The following is a 20,087-nucleotide window of genomic DNA, read 5'->3' as shown; positions in this document are numbered from 1 at the left end:
TCCTTACAATATCCCATAAAGATGCCCAAGTAACTGAAATACTCCTCCCAACACCGTGTTCACGAGAAAAGAAAAAAGAGGAGAATTAATAAAGATCAGAATAAGCAAAATCCCCAGAGGGAAGAGATAGGGTTCTATCTTTTCTTGCCACGCCTCTGGAAGAAAAGCCATAACCAACCGAAATCCATCCAGCGGTGGCAGGGGCAAGAGATTAAAAAAAGCAAGAAACAAATTCAACATACTAAAAATACTTCCCGTAGTGAGATACATAAAAACAGGAACAAGCACTGTCCCCACTGGATCAATATGATGGAATGGTGAAAGAGAGAGCCTTCCATTTTTGTAAGCGGTATCATCCCCCCACCATCGAGCCACAAGACCATGCCCGATCTCATGGAGGATAATCGAGTACATCACACCCACCCAAAAAATCACCATGTTTATAACAGAAAAAAACGAAAAATCCTTCACCCATTACCTCTTTATATTGTCTCTGGTTTTTTCTTACATAAATATAAGGCATAATAAGAGAAAAATCAAAAAATACATTAAACCTAACCATGCTCGCGCATTCACAAAACACACCTTAAAAAAACGCTTTCAAAAAAGTCTTTGATCAACACGAGGGAATAAAAGACACGCAGACATTCCTCTTGTATCCTAACTTAGGGCCTCATTTTGCCCCTCTCCTGGAGATAACACCACCAAATTAGGGATACATCTACCAGAGATCGTAGAACCGCACCTAAAATAAGTAAATCTTACAAATTATTCAAATAAGTTGTATAGAAACCCTTGTCCTTTTACGCTATGCTCTTGAGAAACTCAGTTGTTTGTTTTAACCATTTCGCACTTCTCCGGCCAGAAAAATAACTAAGCTTTCACATAAAAAATTGTGGAAAATCCTATCGTTGTATGGGATTACTTTTCAAAAAATAACCATCACATATTGACAAAATATTGAAATCTGGTATAATGAAGAAAAAAAGGAGAATACCATGCCAAAAGTAGAAAAACTCCCCCTCTGGAAGCAATGGATGTTTGCCCTGGGTCAGATGGGATGGTCTTTAGCATCGTACAGCGTTGCCAATCTGATTGCGTATTTTTACCTCCCCCCTGAAGGACAAGGAGTGAGTCTTTTTCCTGCATTTATTTATCAGGGATTTATTTTTGGCTCTTTTACTATCATCGGACTTATTAACGCCTTGAGCCGTGTCTTTGATGCCGTTACCGACCCCCTTGTGGCAGGTATGAGTGATCGTGCCAGATTTCGCCTGGGAAGAAGACGCACCTTTCATTTCTCCATGAATCTATCTGTTCCATTTGGTGACCTCCATTCTCGTCTTTGCCCATTGACGATAGAACTGAACGAACCCATTGACTGTTTTATTATTTCATTGATTTATTTTACTTGCTTTCATCTTTATAGCACCACCACGACCAAGGCGGGACTTGACAAGACAAACGCTACCACCTTTATGACAGTACTGTTCTTGTTGAGTTTTGTGTTCTATGTACCCATCAATTTCATTGCCAAGGCTATCGGGAAAAAGCTTCTCCTCTCTATTGCTTTCGTCCTCTTCTCGCTTGTTTTTGTCATGGTGTTCTGGCTCGGTAAATTTCCTCTTGCTCCCTTCTGGCAGGGTATTCTCTTGGTCTCACTTGCTTCCCTCCCAATAGCCATCTTTGGCATTCTCCCCAATGCTATTGTCGCAGATATTGCCGATGCCGATGGAAAACTCACAGACAACTACAAGGCTGCTGTATTCTTTGGTGCCCGTACCTTCATGATGAAGATGGGAATAGCCTTCACCAACCTTATCTTCCCTTCTCTTCTCAATCTGGGAAGAAGCACTGAAAATGACTTTGGCGTCAGGCTTACAGGGGTATTTGCTTTTGTGTTCTGTATAGCGGGACTTCTCCTTTTCCTTCGTTATCGAGAAAAGGACATTCTCTCGATTATAACACCTCAGAAATCCCCTCTCACAAAGGAAAAACCTTGATTTTCTCTTTTCTCTAAAAAAAAGCGGGGAGAGGTGGTGGGCCCTCTCCCCGCAGCTCGTATAAAGGAGATCTGTTAAATAACCCAAAAGTTTTTGGTGGAGAAAAACTTTTGATTTTTTTGTTCTATTGATTTTTTTGCTCTTTTATCAAAAAGCTCTTTTTACTTTTATAGAGCTTTATTAACATATACATTTTAAGGGTAAAAAAGAAAGAGGCAATACCACTAATGGGTAAAAAATAGAGCACTTGAGGGGATTTTTTACCCCTTTGGGGGTATTCTATGTCGCTGAGGGAGATAAATTCGCTGAAGAAGCTCAAGTCGATTGTTGACATCAAACTTCCTATAGAGTTGTGAAACACTTTTTTTCACCGTGTCCACAGAAATATAAAGATGTGCTGCAATTTCCTCGTTAGACATGCCTGGATCAATTCCACAATTTTTCTTTCTCCTCGGGAGATTATGGTTTTCAAAATTTCTTCATATCCTGAGAGCCCGAGAGAAGATCATCAGAAAAATGGATCATTTCTTCAATTATTTGAGAAAACGCTCAAAACAAGCTCTTTTTAATGTGGCTGTTTCATCAATAAAACAACAAGTAAAATTTGCAATCTGGAGAGAGTTAATACCACTAATGGGTAAAAATAGAGCACTTGAGGGGATTTTTACCCCTTTGGGGGTATTCTATGTCGCTGAGGGAGATAAATTCGCTGAAGAAGCTCAAGTCGATTGTTGACATCAAACTTCCTATAGAGTTGTGAAACACTTTTTTTCACCGTGTCCACAGAAATATAAAGATGTGCTGCAATTTCCTCGTTAGACATGCCTTGCTGGATCAATTCCACAATTTTTCTTTCTCTCTCGGAGAGATTATGGTTTTCAAAAATTTCTTCTATATCTCCTGAGAGCCGCGAGAGAAGATCATCAGAAAAATGGATCATTTCTTCAATTATTTGAGAAAAACGCTCAAAAACAAGCTCTTTTTTAATGTGGGCTGTTTCATCAATAAAAACAACAAGTAAAATTTGCAATCTTGGATGAAAAGGGAGAAACAACGGCCTATAGTAGGCAAAACCCTTCTTGGCCTGAATAAGAGTAAGATACGATTCTGTTGTTCTCAGTTTCTCCAGTTCTTCAAAAACTTGGGATCGGGACAAACCAAACTCGGCAAAGGATCTGTTTTCGTGCACCCCCTCACTTCCTTGCACACGGAGATCCAAAAGAACTGCTGGCATATCCCAGCCCATGATTGTTTCACAAAAACGCGAAACAATCTCTTCTCTTCCCCACAGATATTCCGATAACCAGAGATTCTCTTTGAGGGGTCGGAAACGAAAAAACCCCTCACGTGAACCTATATGACACCAGAGAGAAAAATCCTCATACCCCGAAAGTTTTTGAGAAATAACAGGCCAGTCGGGAGAGTTGGCTAGCGTATTGCCGTCAGAAAACAATGGAGCGGCCACGTTGTTGGCATAGAGTATATGCCCCTCATAAGAAAAACAAAAAACAGGATGTTCCATCTGTTCAAGAAGAGCAGTCTCAAAAAAATTTGTTTCTTGTCTTGCTTCTGGAATCATAACATCGAGAATATCCCCTTCATAAAGAGAAAACATATGATGCATTCTCACCGTTTTTCCCTTTTTATCCAAAAGTCCAAAACAGGTTATATATTCTTCTCCTCCATGTTCAAACACCTTAATTGCCAGAGAAAAATCCTCAGAAGGAACAATCGTCAAATAATTCTCCCCCAAAAGAGCCGAATCATACCCCAAAAGAGAAGAAAAAGCCTCATTGATTTCTTTAACACGATACGTCGCTTTATCAATCCTACACATAGGTACAGAAATACCAGGAAGAGACATTTTTCCCTCCAACAGTATTATTGTATGAAATAAAGCAATATTTCGCAATATTTTTGGGATTTTCGTAAACAAAATTGCCTTGAAAAAAATTTTTTCAAAAAAAGGGCTTTTTTACTTGACAGAATCGATTCTTTAGTAATAATATACATAAGCAATTTAGGGGAGGATTTTCTGCTATGAAAGACTACATGGATCGTTCTTACTCTGATGACGCTGAGTTCGAGGATTTTGATGATCTTGATTATATGGAGGATTTTTTGAACGAAGACGAAGATGAAGAACTTGATGAAATGACAGATGAGTACGACGATCTCGAAGATCTGTATGCCGATGAAGATGAATTCTCTGATGAGGTGAGTGAAATCGAAGCAACCTTTATCTGTGACGATTGTGGCCACAAATGGACAGAGTATATCAGTGAGCTCGACGACGAAAATGATTTCATTGACGTCTCCTGTCCGATGTGTGGTTCCTCCAATGTAAGTCAGGAGTAAAATTGATAGTCTCCAGACAAAACAAGATTGTCTGGAGACTACCCTGTCATTTTTTATCTCTTTTTTTATCAGATAAAAAAACAAAAAGGTTGCGGATTTTATGTTTTCTTGCTATAATTTGTAGAGAAAAAACTCAAAAAGAGGTGCCCAATGCAGAGAATTGGGATCATTCTGTGGTGGTTTATAAGTATTTCTCTCGTTTTTTCTCAAATGGTAGAGGAAAAAGAGTGGGAAAATCTTTTGAATCTTGCGGGTAAATCGGAATATACACGTTTTCTCCAGGCATATCAAAATATGGATTTTGTTCTCGCGGAGAAAACGATAGCTCGAATCTTTGCCAAGCAATCCTCAAATATTGTAGTAATTTTCAGTTATCTTTTTATCTCCCAGTATGAAGGATTCGGTATAGAAGCCTTAGAGTATGGTCTTTACAACAATCTTCTCCTTTATAGTAAATCGGTCGCTCAAGGAAAAGATGGCCTCGCCAATGATCTGTTACGTTATGTCGATAATCCCCGAGAAAGACTAGCTACCTTGATAGAGATAGAATCCCAGCTCAAATATGTAAACTGGCTCGTGCGTCTTGAGATTATCAAAGAACATGTCAACAGAAACAAAGATTATAATGCAGCTATGGATAAACTCTCAGACCTTCTTACACGATACCCAAATTATCCCATTTTGCATTATTATCGTCTCTTTTTTACTCTCAAACAAAAGGATTGGACTTCTTTTGATAGCTATGCCTCTTCAGCACTCAAACTCTTTCCCCGACACCCTGAAATCCTTCGCATCTGCGCCCAGGCTGCCCTGGAAAGAAAAAAACTTCAAGAAGCCATAGCATTTTATGAACGAGGGTTCCAAATAAACTCTTCCTGGCATGCCGATGCCTTTGTTGAATTAATAAAACTCTATCGAGAGAACAAACAAAACAAAAAAGCATTAGAAATGGCTCAAAAAGGAAAAAGCCTTTATCCCTGGAAAAAAGAATTGGGCATCCTTGAACAGCAGACAAGGTTTGGTCTATAGGAGGTAACATGAGAATTCTGGTGACCGGTTTGAGGGGTACCGTGGGTCAAGCCCTTCAGAATTACCTTCATTCTCTCAAACACGAAGTTTATGGTTGGCCAAGAGAAGAGATCCCTATAGACAATTACCTCGCGATGGAAAGTTATATCCAGGAAATTGCTCCCGATGTACTGTTTCATCTAGCAGCACCATCCAAACCCACAGGAAAACCAAATGAGAACTGGTTAGTTCATTACGAATGGAGTAGTGAACTTGCCTGGATTACTCACCGATTTGGCATACGTTTTTTATACACCAGTACCGTTCAGGTATTTTCTGATACCGCCAAAGGACCCTTTACCATCCAATCTGAACCCGACAATAATTATGGCTACGGATACGAAAAACGAATGGCTGAACAACGTATCCTCTACCAGAATCCACAAGCTTTTATTGCTCGTTTGGGTTGGCAGATTGGCTACACCACCGAGGGTAACCATATGGCAGCCTACCTCGAACAAAAAAACCAAAAGGAGGGGAAAATTTTTGCCAGTACCCGATGGCTCCCTGCCGCATCTTTTCTTGAGGATACGGTAAAAGCCCTCTGGGAAATCGTTGAAAAACATCCCCCTGGAATATATCTTCTCGATTCCAATCGTGGGTGGAATTTCTACCAGATCGCTACCGCTTTAAAAAAGCTTCTAAGGAAAAAATGGACGATCATCCCTGACGAAAATTTCGTCTATGATCAGCGAATGATAGATGACCGTGTGGTGCTTCCGCCGCTTTCCGTTCATCTTAAACATCTCCCCAAAATATAAATGAACAAGAGGAGAAACAAAGCCCATGGCAAAAAAGAAAAATAGCTGGTTTTCAACTCTCTGGCAAAATCTTTTTGTCAAAAAAAGAAAAAAGAAAAATCCCATACGAAAAGTATTTTTTGGGATAAGAGCACGGTGGTTGTTTCTCTTAGGGCTTCTGCTTTTTGTTACCATCGGGATATTTACTCTCCTCATTTATGTATCCCAGAGCAAGATCATCGCCCAGGAAAAAGAACAAAAAGCACAAGCCCTCACTGAAGCCCTAAGCACATCCCTTCAGTGGTATTTTGATAGTGAAAAACAAATCTCTTCCGCTGAGAAAGCCGTACGACAAGATTCTATTTCTAACGAGATCAACCGTTTTCTCGAAATGAATCCGGATGTACTGTTTGTCGGCGTATACAATCGCGGGAAAAATATGGTTTTTTCCCTTCAAAGGTTTAAGGAGAAACGCCCGGCTTTTCAGCCATTCCTCTCTAAAATGGCTGAAACCAATGAAACCCTCATCCGCGATTACGTAGTCGTTCTCACCAACAAAACCGACAAAATTATCACCAAAAAACGTTATCGTCTCATCTCCTCACCCGTTTTGATGCAGTTCGGGGATTTAATGACCCTCAATCGAGATTTTGATACCATCCTGGTCTCTTACCACAAAAACGGTCTTTCAGAAACCCAGCGGAAGAAAACCTACGAACAACTCTATAAGCGCTATGAGGAATTTCTCTCGAAAAGCCTCCATCCCACCAATTTCAACGAAACCGATGACGTTACGGCGTGGAGTCTTGACAACCTCTTTCTCGAAGCCTACAAGAGCATCTTTGCCAGAAAAGGGTATACCCTTGACCGCGCCGATAGCTGGCTTGTGAAAGATCCCTGGATTTCAGGGGCACTGCGAGATCTGAAGCAAGCCCTCGAAAGAAAAGATATTGGTGGAATAAAAACAGCCGATGAAAAAATCTTTCAAAGGCTTCAGAAACTTCGTCAGTATGGAGAACGTTTCCGATGGTTAGGAAATGTTGTCGTGGTGTATGATCGAGACCAGATCGAATCAGGTATTCAACAAAACCTCTCTATAGCCTTTATTCTCGCTGGAATTATCTACATCCTGAGCATGATAGCTGTCTACTGTCTCTCAGGAGTCATGGTGCGAAAGATTAAGCTTCTCGAAAAATGGGGGCTGGAGGTAAGCGAAGGAAATCTCAATGTCTCACTTACAATTTCTGGCAATGATGAGATAGGAAGACTCTCTGACATCTTTCAACTCATGCTCGAAGAGATTATCTCCAAATACCATCTCGAGAAGTTTGTTTCCCGTTCCACACGCTCGATGATCGAACAGCAGTCTGATGCACTTGATCTTGGCACCCATGCCCGAAAACACCTTGCCTTTCTGTTCAGTGATGTCCGTGGTTTTACCGCCTTTTCTGAACAAAACGATCCTGAAACCGTTCTCAATGTTCTCAATAGTTACTTCGAACGACAGGCAAAAATCATCAAACGCTACCGAGGAGACATCGATGATTTTGTCGGTGATCAGATTATGGCTCACTTTGGTGGAGAAAAACGGGCAGATACCGCAATTCAGGTTGCTATAGAGATCATGCAAGATATTGAGCGTTTTAATGAAGAAAGAAAGAGAAAAGGCCAACCTGTATTTGAAATTGGTATCGGCATTCACATTGGAGATGTGGTAACCGGAAACATTGGAAGCCACTTTCGTATGGATTTTGCCTGTATTGGTGATGCGGTAAATACCGCTTCCCGGCTCTGTGCTCAAGCACAGAGCCGGGAAATCCTTGCATCCCAGGACATCCTCTCTGAAGCCAAAGATTTCTACCCTACTGAGAAACTTCCTCCCCTTGTACTCAAAGGCAAAAAAGAACCTTTCAATGTCTCAAGAGTGCTCTGGAGGAAACAACCATGAAACGCTTTGTTTTCCCTCTGCAAAAGCTTCTCGAAATACGACAAAAAAAAGAAGATCAGCAAAAAATAGCCTTAGCCAGAGCAAGTGGAGCCTATCAAAGAGAAGTACGAAAACTTGAGGCCGTCAAAGAACATGAAGCCCATCTACGAGAACAAATAAAAAAATCATCACAAATGGATATACAAACGCTCAGAAGATTAGACTACTACGGATGGCATTCCAAACGAATAGAATCCGATCTCCAAAAAGAGATCGAAAAGAAAAAAAACGCCATGGAAAAAGAGCTTGCTCTTTACACCAAATATCGACAAGAAAAACGAGCGGTAGAGATCCTGAAAGAAAAAGCCTGGAAAGCCCACGTAGAGGCAGAAATGCGAGAGGAACAGCAAACCCTGGACGAACTTTCTCAGATGATTTTTCATAAAAAGAAAGAATATGCCGATAATCAAAGGGAGGAGAAAGGAGGGGAAGAAGTATGATTGAAGGTATTCACGAAGTATACCGTCGTATCACAGAGATACAGAGTCGTATTCAAGAACTTCAAGCATTGGGAAAGGTTGAACCTGTTTCCTCTATTTCAGAATCCGAAGCATCTTCACTCTCTCAAAAAACTTCTTCACCAACAACTCAAAGTTTTTCTGAGATTTTGAAACAAGTTTTAAGCGATACAAGCTCTTCCGAAGGATACCTGGAAGATGGCATAGGAGAGAAGATCAACCAGTTTATAGGAAGCACAACGGAAAAAAACATGCTTTTCAATGCCCTCTACAAGATCAACCAGAACAAAACCTCTTCATCCCGGATAGAAGATCTCATTCAGGAGGCAGCTGAAAAGTACCGCGTTGATCCAGCCCTCATCAAAGCCGTTATCCAGCAGGAGTCACAGTTTAACCCTCAGGCAGTATCCCCCAAAGGAGCCATGGGACTCATGCAGCTTATGCCCGAGACCGCAAGTGCTCTCTCCGTAGAAAACCCTTTTGACCCCCGAGAAAACATCATGGGTGGGACACGGTATCTCAGACTCATGCTGGATCGTTTCCAGGGGAATCTTGCCCTGTCTCTCGCAGCCTATAATGCAGGTCCATCGGCGGTAGAAAGGTTCGGCGGCATCCCCCCATACGAAGAAACCCAGGACTATGTCAAAAAGGTGTTGTCTTACTACAATGCCTACAAAAATATCTAAAAGGTGACAAGTATGAGTCGTGGCAAAAGAATTCTTTTTCTTCTTTTAATCAATCTCGGTCTCGTAATCCTCTCGATCTATTTTCTTGACATGCTTGAGATTCTCGACTATCGCCAGATTTTTTCTCAGATTCCATTTTTGAGAGAAAGTTTTGTTGTCAAGATTGAGAATCCTTATCTTCTCGATAAGTTAGAACTGGACAAAAAATGGCTTCTTCTAGAAGAAAAGCAACGTAATTTAGAATATGCACGCCAGGAGATTGAAAAATCATTCCTCGCCATTACCCAGCAACAAGAAGCTCTCGCCCAGGAAAAAGAAAATATTCAGAACATGATCGCTCAGTTTGAACTTGCCAAGCAAAATCAGGCCACTTATGAAAAACGTGTGGAAGAGATCGCAAATCAAATAGAAAGTATGCCCCCTCAAAGTGCGGTAAAAATTCTTGAAAAACAGGAAGACGAAATGGTAATAGATGTCCTTCGCATGATGGAAAAAAGGGCACAAGCCCAGGGAAAACGTTCTATCGTCTCCTTCCTTTTATCTCTCATGGATCCAGAACAATCGGCCAGAATCCAGCGCAAAATGTTGGAATAGGGGGAAGTAGTGACACCTTACCCACATGAAATCTTTTTTACCGAGTTTATGGGAGCGCTTGTTGTTATTCTGTCTGTAGGAGTGGTTTTCACCTCAGTCTATGTAGGTATTTTTCGACATCGGTCAACAGAAACACATGAAGCCCCCACCTCCCTTTTATCCCAGAGACCACCTGAACCCACTAAAAGCCGCAAAGGATCTTCAATGACAGATAAATTAGGACAGAAAATTGTTAACTACCTGATAGAGGTTTCTGTCTCAGAAGATAAAAACCTCATAGAAGACAGAATAAAAAAGATCCTGGCAGAGTGTGAGAAACTCTCCCAGCAACCCCTTCCAAAAGAAAATAAAGAGATCATATCAACAGTTGCCATTTGGGCCAAACAATTTAATATTGAACGCCATCTCAGAGACATGAAGATGCTCAAATTTTCCACTCAAATAGTCTATGACAAGGCTCATAATGACTTTAAGTTAATGATCGCAGGAAAATAACCCCCGTAGCTACACAGATGTCTTCTTATTTAAGTCCGCTTTCATCCTCTTTAATCACAGAAAGATCTACGGAAGAAGAGGATTGTAAAGAAACATCTTCCTTTTCTGGAAGTGGTGGGGTTTTGAGTATTTTCTCCTCTGAGGTGTCCTTTGTTCCTTCTTTCATAGCGTAAAGAGAAAATGTTGGGGCCTCACTTCGACGATTCTCGAAAAATTTTTGCTTGATCTCCTGAAGTTTTTGAATAGCCGCTTCATGAGTGATGAGACTTTTAATGCTCCGCGTATCGTCGATAGCGAGATTTACCTGGATAGGATAACGCATGATTTCTCGTGATCCACTAATGTAGATCATCACTGTGGGGAAAAGCGAGTGCGGATTATCAAAATCAATCACCTCGCCAACCTCTCCCGTACTCAGTACCACAAAGGATCCAACCGGGAAAATAGGTTCTGTAACCAGATACGAAGGAATATCTGTAATAAAAGATTTCGCCAGTCTTGGAGCAAAACTTATTCCACTTTGTTGATACACCTCCACCAGAGCCGCCCAAAATGGTTTAGCTGGTCTATAGGGGTGATCCGAAGTAATAGAATCAAAAAGATCACAGATACTCACAATCTGAGAAGCCTCTCCCATCTGTTCTCCTCGAAGACCAAAAGGATATCCCTTACCAGAAACCTTTTCATGATGGAGCAATACAATCTTCTGGATAATTCCTCCATAATCAGAATAGCGTCTCAAAAGCTCATAGCCATAAATAGGATGTTTCCGAAGTATGTCTATTTCTTCAGGGGTGAGAGGCTCAGTTTTATGAAAAATCTCTGGGGATATGAGTGTCTTGCCCACATCGTGAAGAAGCCCAGCAAGCCCAAGTACATTAAGCCCTACCTCATTGTAGTTTAACTTCTTCCCAAAGAGAATGGCAAGGAGAGAAACATTAATCATATGACTATAGGTTTGTTCATCAAAGTTCTTGGTCTCAATAAGGTTCAGAAGGGCTGTCTGGGAAGTCTGTATACTTTCCACAAACCCATTCACTACTTTATTGACTGATTCCTTGGGAAGAATAGACTTTTTTTTGATAGCTTCCTCAATCTCTTTTGATACATTGATAGCCTCTTTGATAAGCGCATCATCTATCATTTTCTCTTTTTGAACAAAAACCTCTGCATCACTTTCTTTGTCTCCAATCTCTGGGAGCACACGATCATAGTAAACTTTTTCAATTCCTTTGGCAAGAAGAGATCGAATGAATTCTTGAGTGAGAGGAGTCCTCGCATCCAAAAGTTTCTGCCCTTTGAAACTGTAAAGATCCCCTTTGAGGATCATCCCAGGATGAAGAAACTTGGTAAAGAGTTCTACCCGTTCCTTTGCCATACTACGCCTCTTCTATCATCCGAAGAAATTTTGATGGTTCAATGTAAAGCATTTTTTGATATTTCGAAGGACTCACCGCTGAGTGCAACCCAAAAACCGAATAAAACGTATAAGAAGAACTGGATGGAAATTGTCTTTCCACCGTACCCTCTATATCCATAATATCCTTTTCGGTAACAGGAAGAGGCTTACGGAAAAAAACATGGATCGTGTCACCGGTGTCCAAAACCCAGTAGTCGCCTGTTTTCACCGTTTGTTTAACAAAACGCGCTTTTATAACCCTCTGGAGAAAGTCTTCAAGCCCCACAGGACGTTTGTGAAAATAACTCTCCAGTTTGGGATACTTCGCAAGAACCTGATACGTATCGAGAAGATTTTTCACATCCTTGTAGCCAGGTATTGTTTTTTGAATTTTTTCCCAGAGACTATAGGCGGCATAAATTTCCTCATTCTTAAAGTATTGAGCAGCAATGAGATACCATGCTTCGGCGAGACGAATCTTTGAAAGTCTCCCGCTATACCGCGAAACAAGATCTTCTGCCTCTTTCATACGATTAAATTTAATATAATTATCCACCATCTTGACCAGAGCATCCTCAAAGTATTCCGGAACATCAAGAAGGAGCCTGTAGGTATCGATGGCTTTTGCATAGTTTTTCAGTCGGCTATAACACTCTGCCTGGAGAAAACGCACACTTTGGAGAAAAGTATCATTGGAAACTTTATAATTCTTGGCTATTATTTCCAACTGACCCAGAGCCTCCGAAAATTGACTGAATTGAATATAGGTTCTCGCCAGCAGAAAACGCCCACGAAAATGATCCCCTTTCATCTTTACCAGAATCTCGAGGTATTCTTTAGCTTTGCGGTAATTTTTTGTCTCGTAAAGTATTTCGGATGCTGCATAAAGCGCTTTGCTATTGTTGGGATTTTTATCGAGAACCATAACATAGTATCCAAGCGCCTCTTTTTTACGCTTGATCTTGTTGTAAAGCTCGGCAATTTTAAGAAACATCTGAATGGCTACTGTATCCTGTGAAACACCATTCATAGAAGCTGCCACCGATGCCTTTTCATAGTATTCTACTGCTTTCGCATACTCCCCTAAACCTTCATAGGCTTGAGCCATATAGTACTTGAGAATATAGTTGTCAGGGTGTTGGATAGCGTACTTTTGAGCAAGGGTAAGTGCTTTTTTGTAATGTTTGTTTTGAAGGGCTTTTTCTATACCGGTAAGTGCCGTATCTCGTGTCAAAAAACGAATAAGAAAAAATACACCGAGCCCTACGATAAAGAGAGCAACACCAACCCAGATAATAAGAGTCACATTAAGCCATTCCACGAAGAAGCCTCCTTGTGAGACCATGTTTTCTTTTTATTATCGGCATAGGAAAGCAGAAAAATTGAGTACTCTAGAAAATTTAAAAGTTTTATATGGATCGTCAATAAATCGAAACTCACCAATATTTTCCCGTTTGTTCTTTTGTCGCAATATGGAAAAATGGTGAACAACGAACTTGTGTCCCGAAAATATGCTATTACCTTGTCGCAGTTTTTGTCTATCAATCTTAGGGTAGCAACACTGTAACAAGGTAATAGCACTTTGAAAAATGATATAATTAAACCTTCTTTAAAAATAAATTTTTATTTTTAAAGAATATCCTAAACTTAGCACAAATGTTTTTGGAAAAGCTATTTCTTTTTTGCAGTAGGAAGGAGTAACGTTTTTCATATCTTTTCATATACACTTTTCATGTTTATTTTGTTTTTTGTTTATTTAAAGGTGGGATCTTTGAGCTTCTCATAATAATAAAAATGGGGTATTCCCAGGCAAAAAATCCTTCTCTATCAAGCTTTTTATTATTTCTCCGATGATATAAATAGAGAAAATACTTTCTCGAAACAGAGGAGGGACTATGCAAAAAATAAAAAAATTCACTCTTTCGCTCCTATGGCTTCCTGTTATTCTCCATTCTTATGAGGCCAAAATAGAAGTTTCGGCGTATGGCCGTGAACTAAAAGTTATAGCAAACTATCGTTTTGAATCAGACTCGGTAACCCTTACTCTCCCTCAGCGAGCGCGAATACAACTTGTCCAGGGATCAAACCAGCAGATCGTTCCCCTCTATCAGAACGGTAATGTCCTAACTTTTTCAAAACTTGGGGAAATGGGACGTCAGATAAATATCACCTACGTTATTCCCGTCGTTGCGGATGAGTTTTTTCTTGAAGATTGGCTTCCTGTATCCTCTGAATCAGGTCGTATCACCGTGAGTACTGTTGCTCCACAGGGGTATAGGTTTCTCATTTTTCCTTACGAAAGACGCATGGAAAGTGGTTATATTCTCAATCCTGAAGACAAGCCAAGAATTGTTTTTGGAAGGTACAGTGTAACCGATGACTCAAGAAATCAACGCGTTATCACTATTGCTTCTCACTTAAAACTTCAGATTGATACATCGACAGTTTTCGAAATGCTTAATACCCTCGAAAAACTTCTCTTTCCTCTGCAGGTACAGAGTATTGATCTTATCACGCTTCCAGCATGGCAGGGACAGGTGTTTCGCACAAGTAACCGCATTGTTGCCATTCTTGGAAATACAACCCCTGATGCTGTAAAAACAACCCTTGCCACTATGTATTTCGCCCCCATTTCAAATGTTCTATGGCGACAAGCCCTTATAGATTATTACAAAAGAACAATTGCAGATGATGGAAAACCTCAAAATGACGAAGGATTTCGTCTCCATGTTCCGTCTGAAAGCTATTACCGCAAGATTCTCAAAGATGGTTTTCCTTCACCTGAAAGAGTCTTTGTCGATATCAATGGCATGGAAAAAAACTATCTTCTTCTGCAGTTCGGCTTCTTTACCATCAATGAGGCTCGTTTTCATTCAGCCGTGAGAGAGCTTCTCAAAAACCCGACATCGCAAAATTGGGATTTTTCTCCTCTTTTTGAAGGGACAAACGAAACTCAAAATAAAATTGTGCAGTGGCTGGTAGAAAAATACCTCCCGACACCTTCTTCTTCACCGGATATCTCTATAAAACATCCTTTTGTTTATCGAAACTTTACGGAGGTAGAGGTAAGTGTCTGGATCGATGGCAAACTCACCCCCCTCGAATGGAACGGGAACCGAAGTTTCCCTTTGAGTAATGAAAGTGGAGAGGTGAATCTCGATCCTGCAAGATGGATCCCTCAATGGAATTATGCCAATGACCTCTGGATACCACCAGCTGAAAAACCTGTCTGGGATCAGATTTTTACGGTAGCCCAGAATCACAAGTTGACTCCAACAGACACCACACGGGAAATTCTCTACGCTCGTCGATTTGACGCGCCGGCTGGCAACAAGTGGAATATTCCTGCCGGAAACCCTGTGTATGTTATTATCTCTCGAGTGTATACTACCCACCAGAATCGAATGGTTGTGGCTTTCAAAGAGCTTATCATAACTGTAAACGAGAATAAAGCTAACATTGTAGCCTATCGATTACGATTGTAAAAGTTGCAAACATTCTAAAAATATGCTATAATATATAGCTCTTTGGGGCCGTAGCGCAGTTGGGAGCGCGTTTGAATGGCATTCAAAAGGTCGTGGGTTCGACTCCCATCGGCTCCAAGAAACCCTCCATCACGGAGGGTTTTTTTATTTTAGAGCACAATACTCATCCCTTCTCGTGCCAAAAAGGTTGGTGGGAAAATTCGCTGTGCTTCTTTTTCCATGGAAAAACAGGCCTGATCGCTTCTTTCAGGATCATGGTGGAAAAGAGCTAACTTTTCAACACCAGCTTGTTGTGCTACTTGAATGGCTTGCATCCATGTACTATGTCCCCACCCAAGTCTGGATTCGATCTCATCGTCGTTGTACTGCGCATCATGGATAAGAAGATGTGCTTTTCTCGATATCTCTACCACCCGTTCATCAAGCGTTCCCTTAAAATGTTCAGTATCCGTGGCATAAACGACCGTTTTTCCCTCATGTTCTATACGATACGTATAGGCAATGCCTGGATGAATGTGTCGTTTGGCCAAAACCCTGATACCATCAAATTGGTATCCTCCTTCAGAAAGATCATAGAAATGGATCTTTGCTGGAAGATGGGAAATTTTCACCGGCCAATAGTCATACTGCATCTGTCCTGAAAACACATCGGCAAAATGCCTGTTTGCCCTTCCCGGACCAAAAAGATGCATCTCAAACGCAGAAATATAAATGGGAGCAAAAAAAATAAACCCCTGAATATGATCCCAGTGTGTATGACTAAAAAAGATATAAAGCTTTGGCGCTTTGCCCGTTTGTTTAAATTCCTGAACAAGTTGTTTTCCTAGAGGACGGATCCCTGTTCCAGCATCAAGAATAATCCTCCGGTCTTCATCAATTATAACTTCAACACAAGAAGTGTTTCCCCCAACATCTAATTTGTCCTTATCAGTAATAGGGGTGGATCCCCGAACCCCCCAAAAACGCACCACCATGCTGCCTCCTTTTTTTCATTATCGGAGAGCCTATGTCAAAAAGTAAAGTAAAAATCCTCTCTTTTACCTGAAAGTTCTTAGAAACTTATCAAAAAGCCTCTTCAAGGGGATAGGCAAGCATACCGTCCTTGAGTTTAGGTTCAAACCAGGTAGATTTTGGTGGCATGATTTTATTGGCATCTGCTACCGCAAGAAGTTCGTCCATACTGACTGGATACATTGCAAAGGCTACAGCAGCCTCTTTGTTATCAACAGCTTTTTTGAGGCTTTGGGTTCCACGAATACCTCCAACAAAACGGATCCTCTGGGAAGTTCTAGGATCATCAATTCCAAGCATGGGATGAAGAATCAATCGTTGCAATAGACTCACGTCCAGGGATTCGATAGGATCATGCGGTATAATACGAGAAGGAATGGTAATATGGTAAGTTTCTCCATCCAGATACATGCCAATAACACCCTTACGGGGAGAATCAAGCTCAGAACTCACATCAAGAGCAAACCTCTCGGCAAGTCTCTCGAGAAATTTTTCCGAGCTCATGCCATTGAGATCTAAAACCAGCCTGTGGTAAGGCAAAATAGCAAGCTCATGGGAAGGGAAAAGTGCTGCCATAAAATAGGCATACCCTTCCCCTTTGTCTCCGTAACGTTTCCACACGTTATAGGCAGAAGCTGCACGGTGATGGCCATCTGCAATATAGAACTTCTCTATATCCTCAAAATACTCCTGGATAGTAGCAATCATCTCGTCGCTCTCAATTATCCAAAGCTTGTGTTCTACTTCTTGCTGGTCAATGAAATGATATTCTGGGGCATAAGCCATAATGGTATTTTTTATACCTTCCCATGCCCCAAGATCACGAAAAGTAAGAAATACTGGTCCTGTTCCTACCTTAGTCGTGGCTATGTGTGTGGTTCTATCCTCTTCTTTGTCTTTTCGGGTGAGTTCGTGACGACGAATATCTCCTTTTTCATAATCCTCACACCGCACCGCTGCATAAACAGCTGTTTGTTCCCTTTCTTTCCACTTCTGCCAGAGAAAATAAAAACAGGGTTTATTTTCTTTCAATAACCATCCTTTCGTTCGAAAATCTTGAATGGTTTGACGAGCTTCTTCATACAAACGAGGATCGTGTTCGTCCCAGTCAGGATGAAGAGCATCTGGGCGTGTGATACGAAGAAAACTTTTTTCATTCCCATGAATCATCTGAGCTGCTTCCTCCCGTGACATTACATCATAGGGGGGAGCCTGTATTTCTGTTATATATTTGGCAGGGGGACGGAGAGCCACAAAGGGGCGAACAACCATGAAAACCTCCTTGTGTAAAATGAGAGATATTATTATACAGGAAAAAAAAATCTTTTTGCAAAAACTTTGATTAAAAAGCTTGTGAGAAGAGGATTTTACTTTATTAAAATATTAAAAAAACTTGCTATAAACTTTTTTCAGTCAAGAAAAGAAAAATCTCAAAACTTTTTTAAGAGATGCTTTCCGGAGAAGGCTTTGCTATAACGATGTCGCAGTGGTATGTTTGGAGGGTGTGTTGCTCTTCCCTTGTCGCAGTGTGCCTGTCATGCGGACTATTACCTTGTCGCAGTGAGAAGAAGGATCTATAGCTATTCCCTTGTTGCAGTGAATGTGTGGAACCTGAAGGCTGTTTCCTTGTTGCAGGGGAAAGGTTTTTGCTATTACCATGTTGCAGTCTAGAAACCGTGCTAGCTCTTACCATATCGCAGTGAGGCCCTTCAGCTATTCCCTTGTTGCAGGAAAAAACTCTTGCGGTTACCTTGTCACAGTGGGGAAAATTTCTAGCTATTCCTTTTTCACAGTTATAAACCATCTGATGCCACTGCAAAAGGGTAAGAGCTTACGTCAAAACCCCAGGTTAAACGTTTAACCTTTATATCCCCTCTCACACTCTCACGTGCTTTGAGATTTGCTCTTACCATGTTGCAGTAAAGAAAAAACTTTCTCTTACCCGACCTTAGGAAATCTCTTGTCCCACACACTGCAACAAGGTAAGAGCATTTTTTCTCACACCCCCAAAATCTCCCCATCGATCTTACTTTTAAAATATATAAAACATCTTTTTTAACAACTATAACAAAAAATTTTCGATATATATAGTATGAAAAAATTTCTCTAAGGAGAAAACCATGGAAAAGGATTTTTTCACACTCTCAGAAAACGAATCTTACCAGATTCTCGAAAAAGCCCTCTGGCCAGAGGGACCTATTTGCCCAAGGTGTAAGGCAAAGGCTCACCTTCTCTCGTGCCGGCTCGTGTATCAGTGCCCCAAGTGTGGCAGACAATTTTCCTTAAAAAGCCAGTCCATCATGCGAAAAAGTCACCTTTCGCCAAAAATCTGGCTTTCTGCCATGTTTCTTGTCTGCCAGGATGGGGGGATAAACGCGGTGAAGCTTTCACAACTTCTTCACACAAGCTACAAGGCAAGCTGGCTTCTTCTTCAGAAGCTGCGAAGCCTTATGCGGCTTACCACTCGCCATCACACGAAATCCCTCCGAAAGCTTGTCAAAACCTTTTTCTTTCTCTCCGGCATCAAACGCCGCCAAAGAAAAAACTTTTCTCCCATGCAGGTTGTCGAAATTGATGCGGATGATACCCCTTCTAAACTTCACATTCATCTTGTGGATGATGTGAGTAGCGATTGGCTTTCAGACTTTTTTGGCAAGCTTTTCCGCCACACCTCGGTGGAAAAAAGAACGCCGTGGCTTTCCCACCTTAACGATGGGTTGAAAAACCTTCTTGAAGACGTCTATCACTATGGTTGTCGAAAGCACATGCAGCGCTATCTTGATGAATTCTGTTTTCGGTTTAACATCGAGGGGGTTTCTTCCAGGCTTGAAGAGCTTTTAAGAAGGCTTGGCAAACGTCGCCAGCTTCTCCCGTGGAAAAAGCTTGTTGCTGAAGGGCTTATTCTTCCCATCTGGGCGTAGGTTTTCGTTTTTTCTTTCTCAACACATTTCCTGCGTCTGTCAAATAGAAAACTAAAAGTTTTTGTTTCATTTTGTTTTTTTGAATTTTTTTCATCCTTTTGAAAGAAAAGGACAGGAAAAACTCGAAAATTCATGGTGAAAACGTTTTTTTCGTGAGGTAAAAGATGAAAAAACTTTTGCTCTTCCCTTGTTGCAGTGAATATGTGGGTTTTAATAGCTATTGCTCTGTTTCAGGAAAAAATTCTTGCTCTTATCTTGTCGCAGGCAAAAAACGATGTTATTCTCTTGTTACAGTGAAAAGCCAGGTATATAGTTATTACCTTCTCACAGTACCGTTGTACCGTTGTACCTAAAACTGCAAAAGGGTAAGAGCTTATGTGAAAGATTCCAGGTTAAACGTTTACCCCTTATATCCCCTCTCGCACTCTCGCGTGCTTTGAAATTTGCTTTTTCCTTATTGCAGTGAAAACTCAAGTTTTGATAGCTTTTCTCTTCTTCCAATCTGGAAAAACCTTTTGTTATTCCTTTGTTGCAGTTCAAAGTGTGCTCTTCTCCTTAAACTATTTCCCTCTTGGAGCCAAAAACAGAAGAGGCATGCTCTTCCCTTTTTGCAGTGAGAGTGAAAAACCGAAAGCTATTCCCTTATCACAGTCAGATAAACCCTTCCTTTTCTCTTGCTGGAGTGAAGAAAAAAACCCGCTCTTCCCTTATCGCAGTAAACCCCTTGTCCCACCCACTGCAACATGGGAAGAGCAATACACCTCCTCCCTTTCCCCTCCCCAAAATTCCCCTCTGGATGACACCTTCTACAAAAAAGGACTCTAAAAAACAAAAGCTCTTACCTTATCACAGTTTTTTTCTCTTTCACATTCCTGCTGCGAC

Annotated in this window: 18 protein-coding genes and 1 tRNA gene; 12 read left to right on the top strand and 7 right to left on the bottom strand. The window is 41.0% G+C overall.

What is annotated here, in order from left to right:
• Positions 1–3 precede the first annotated feature (3 nt).
• Complete coding sequence (locus tag KDW03_RS03190) at positions 4–471, bottom strand: site-2 protease family protein (protein WP_271435956.1); 468 nt, start codon at positions 469–471, stop codon at positions 4–6.
• A 527-nt stretch (positions 472–998) separates the two neighbouring features.
• Between KDW03_RS03190 and KDW03_RS03185 the strand changes: the two genes are divergently transcribed.
• The gene (locus KDW03_RS03185; RefSeq protein ID WP_271435955.1) at positions 999–2,003 is read left to right on the top strand and encodes an MFS transporter; all 1,005 of its coding nucleotides are present in this window, start codon (positions 999–1,001) and stop codon (positions 2,001–2,003) included.
• 260 nt (positions 2,004–2,263) lie between these two features.
• On the opposite strand, the gene KDW03_RS12350 is transcribed toward KDW03_RS03185, so the two are convergent.
• Positions 2,264–2,422, bottom strand: coding sequence for a response regulator transcription factor (locus tag KDW03_RS12350; RefSeq protein ID WP_408648339.1), 159 nt, complete (start codon positions 2,420–2,422; stop codon positions 2,264–2,266).
• Positions 2,423–2,667: 245 nt separating this feature from the next.
• Positions 2,668–3,867 (bottom strand): LuxR C-terminal-related transcriptional regulator, encoded by a 1,200-nt coding sequence (locus KDW03_RS03180; protein ID WP_271435954.1) that lies wholly within the window; start codon positions 3,865–3,867, stop codon positions 2,668–2,670.
• A 176-nt stretch (positions 3,868–4,043) separates the two neighbouring features.
• Here KDW03_RS03180 and KDW03_RS03175 point away from each other — a divergent pair, with 176 nt between their 5' ends.
• The 8 genes from KDW03_RS03175 to KDW03_RS03140 all read left to right on the top strand — a co-directional run bounded on the left by KDW03_RS03175 (position 4,044) and on the right by KDW03_RS03140 (position 10,389).
• A complete protein-coding gene (locus KDW03_RS03175; RefSeq protein WP_271435953.1) occupies positions 4,044–4,361 on the top strand; it encodes a hypothetical protein in 318 nt (105 codons plus the stop codon).
• 150 nt (positions 4,362–4,511) lie between these two features.
• On the top strand, positions 4,512–5,390 hold the full coding sequence (locus KDW03_RS03170; RefSeq protein ID WP_271435952.1) for a tetratricopeptide repeat protein: 879 nt from the start codon (positions 4,512–4,514) through the stop codon (positions 5,388–5,390).
• 8 nt (positions 5,391–5,398) lie between these two features.
• Positions 5,399–6,190 (top strand): sugar nucleotide-binding protein, encoded by a 792-nt coding sequence (locus KDW03_RS03165; RefSeq protein WP_271435951.1) that lies wholly within the window; start codon positions 5,399–5,401, stop codon positions 6,188–6,190.
• Positions 6,191–6,215: 25 nt separating this feature from the next.
• Positions 6,216–8,117, top strand: coding sequence for an adenylate/guanylate cyclase domain-containing protein (locus KDW03_RS03160; RefSeq protein WP_271435950.1), 1,902 nt, complete (start codon positions 6,216–6,218; stop codon positions 8,115–8,117).
• Positions 8,114–8,596, top strand: a complete 483-nt coding sequence (gene fliJ, locus KDW03_RS03155) for a flagellar export protein FliJ (RefSeq protein ID WP_271435949.1) — start codon at positions 8,114–8,116, stop codon at positions 8,594–8,596. The genes KDW03_RS03160 and fliJ overlap by 4 nt, the downstream gene beginning before the upstream one ends.
• Positions 8,593–9,300, top strand: a complete 708-nt coding sequence (locus KDW03_RS03150; RefSeq protein WP_271435948.1) for a lytic transglycosylase domain-containing protein — start codon at positions 8,593–8,595, stop codon at positions 9,298–9,300. The genes fliJ and KDW03_RS03150 overlap by 4 nt, the downstream gene beginning before the upstream one ends.
• 12 nt (positions 9,301–9,312) lie before the next feature.
• Entirely contained in the window at positions 9,313–9,894 is a 582-nt protein-coding gene (locus KDW03_RS03145; protein ID WP_271435947.1) for a periplasmic-type flagellar collar protein FlbB, read from the top strand.
• A 9-nt stretch (positions 9,895–9,903) separates the two neighbouring features.
• On the top strand, positions 9,904–10,389 hold the full coding sequence (locus KDW03_RS03140) for a hypothetical protein (protein ID WP_271435946.1): 486 nt from the start codon (positions 9,904–9,906) through the stop codon (positions 10,387–10,389).
• A 25-nt stretch (positions 10,390–10,414) separates the two neighbouring features.
• Here KDW03_RS03140 and KDW03_RS03135 read toward each other — a convergent pair whose 3' ends face one another.
• Both KDW03_RS03135 and KDW03_RS03130 read right to left on the bottom strand, forming a co-directional pair.
• Entirely contained in the window at positions 10,415–11,767 is a 1,353-nt protein-coding gene (locus KDW03_RS03135; protein WP_271435945.1) for an HD-GYP domain-containing protein, read from the bottom strand.
• A 1-nt stretch (position 11,768) separates the two neighbouring features.
• On the bottom strand, positions 11,769–13,109 hold the full coding sequence (locus KDW03_RS03130; protein ID WP_271435944.1) for a tetratricopeptide repeat protein: 1,341 nt from the start codon (positions 13,107–13,109) through the stop codon (positions 11,769–11,771).
• A 574-nt stretch (positions 13,110–13,683) separates the two neighbouring features.
• Here KDW03_RS03130 and KDW03_RS03125 point away from each other — a divergent pair.
• Positions 13,684–15,273, top strand: coding sequence for a cytochrome P450 family protein (locus tag KDW03_RS03125; protein WP_271435943.1), 1,590 nt, complete (start codon positions 13,684–13,686; stop codon positions 15,271–15,273).
• Between the two features lie 44 nt (positions 15,274–15,317).
• Positions 15,318–15,390, top strand: a tRNA-Ala gene (locus tag KDW03_RS03120).
• Between the two features lie 32 nt (positions 15,391–15,422).
• Here the strand turns inward: KDW03_RS03120 and KDW03_RS03115 are convergent.
• Both KDW03_RS03115 and KDW03_RS03110 read right to left on the bottom strand, forming a co-directional pair.
• Positions 15,423–16,247: an MBL fold metallo-hydrolase gene (locus KDW03_RS03115; protein WP_271435942.1), complete on the bottom strand. Its 825-nt coding sequence runs from the start codon at positions 16,245–16,247 to the stop codon at positions 15,423–15,425.
• An 88-nt stretch (positions 16,248–16,335) separates the two neighbouring features.
• Positions 16,336–17,556: a DUF1015 domain-containing protein gene (locus KDW03_RS03110; RefSeq protein WP_271435941.1), complete on the bottom strand. Its 1,221-nt coding sequence runs from the start codon at positions 17,554–17,556 to the stop codon at positions 16,336–16,338.
• Between the two features lie 848 nt (positions 17,557–18,404).
• On the opposite strand from KDW03_RS03110, the gene KDW03_RS03105 reads away from it, so the two are divergent.
• Positions 18,405–19,205 carry an IS1595 family transposase gene (locus KDW03_RS03105; RefSeq protein ID WP_271435940.1) on the top strand — a complete coding sequence of 267 codons (801 nt, stop codon included), beginning with the start codon at positions 18,405–18,407 and terminating at the stop codon, positions 19,203–19,205.
• The last annotated feature ends 882 nt before the right edge of the window (positions 19,206–20,087 follow it).

Origin of the sequence: Thermospira aquatica (genome assembly GCF_023525255.1) — a bacterium.
Classification (GTDB): Bacteria; Spirochaetota; Brevinematia; order Brevinematales; family Thermospiraceae; genus Thermospira; species Thermospira aquatica.
The sequence above is the reverse complement of the archived record's forward strand: the minus strand, read 5'-3'. Positions and strand labels throughout refer to the sequence as shown.

What these genes read in the sequence shown, in the direction of transcription:
- KDW03_RS03185 (WP_271435955.1), top strand. Translation starts at nt 999, where the DNA reads ATGCCAAAAGTAGAAAAACTCCCCCTCTGGAAGCAATGGATGTTTGCC.
- KDW03_RS12350 (WP_408648339.1), bottom strand. Translation starts at nt 2,422, where the DNA reads ATGTCTAACGAGGAAATTGCAGCACATCTTTATATTTCTGTGGACACG.
- KDW03_RS03180 (WP_271435954.1), bottom strand. Translation starts at nt 3,867, where the DNA reads ATGTCTCTTCCTGGTATTTCTGTACCTATGTGTAGGATTGATAAAGCG.
- KDW03_RS03175 (WP_271435953.1), top strand. Translation starts at nt 4,044, where the DNA reads ATGAAAGACTACATGGATCGTTCTTACTCTGATGACGCTGAGTTCGAG.
- KDW03_RS03170 (WP_271435952.1), top strand. Translation starts at nt 4,512, where the DNA reads ATGCAGAGAATTGGGATCATTCTGTGGTGGTTTATAAGTATTTCTCTC.
- KDW03_RS03165 (WP_271435951.1), top strand. Translation starts at nt 5,399, where the DNA reads ATGAGAATTCTGGTGACCGGTTTGAGGGGTACCGTGGGTCAAGCCCTT.
- KDW03_RS03160 (WP_271435950.1), top strand. Translation starts at nt 6,216, where the DNA reads ATGGCAAAAAAGAAAAATAGCTGGTTTTCAACTCTCTGGCAAAATCTT.
- fliJ (WP_271435949.1), top strand. Translation starts at nt 8,114, where the DNA reads ATGAAACGCTTTGTTTTCCCTCTGCAAAAGCTTCTCGAAATACGACAA.
- KDW03_RS03150 (WP_271435948.1), top strand. Translation starts at nt 8,593, where the DNA reads ATGATTGAAGGTATTCACGAAGTATACCGTCGTATCACAGAGATACAG.
- KDW03_RS03145 (WP_271435947.1), top strand. Translation starts at nt 9,313, where the DNA reads ATGAGTCGTGGCAAAAGAATTCTTTTTCTTCTTTTAATCAATCTCGGT.
- KDW03_RS03135 (WP_271435945.1), bottom strand. Translation starts at nt 11,767, where the DNA reads ATGGCAAAGGAACGGGTAGAACTCTTTACCAAGTTTCTTCATCCTGGG.
- KDW03_RS03125 (WP_271435943.1), top strand. Translation starts at nt 13,684, where the DNA reads ATGCAAAAAATAAAAAAATTCACTCTTTCGCTCCTATGGCTTCCTGTT.
- KDW03_RS03115 (WP_271435942.1), bottom strand. Translation starts at nt 16,247, where the DNA reads ATGGTGGTGCGTTTTTGGGGGGTTCGGGGATCCACCCCTATTACTGAT.
- KDW03_RS03110 (WP_271435941.1), bottom strand. Translation starts at nt 17,556, where the DNA reads ATGGTTGTTCGCCCCTTTGTGGCTCTCCGTCCCCCTGCCAAATATATA.
- KDW03_RS03105 (WP_271435940.1), top strand. Translation starts at nt 18,405, where the DNA reads ATGGAAAAGGATTTTTTCACACTCTCAGAAAACGAATCTTACCAGATT.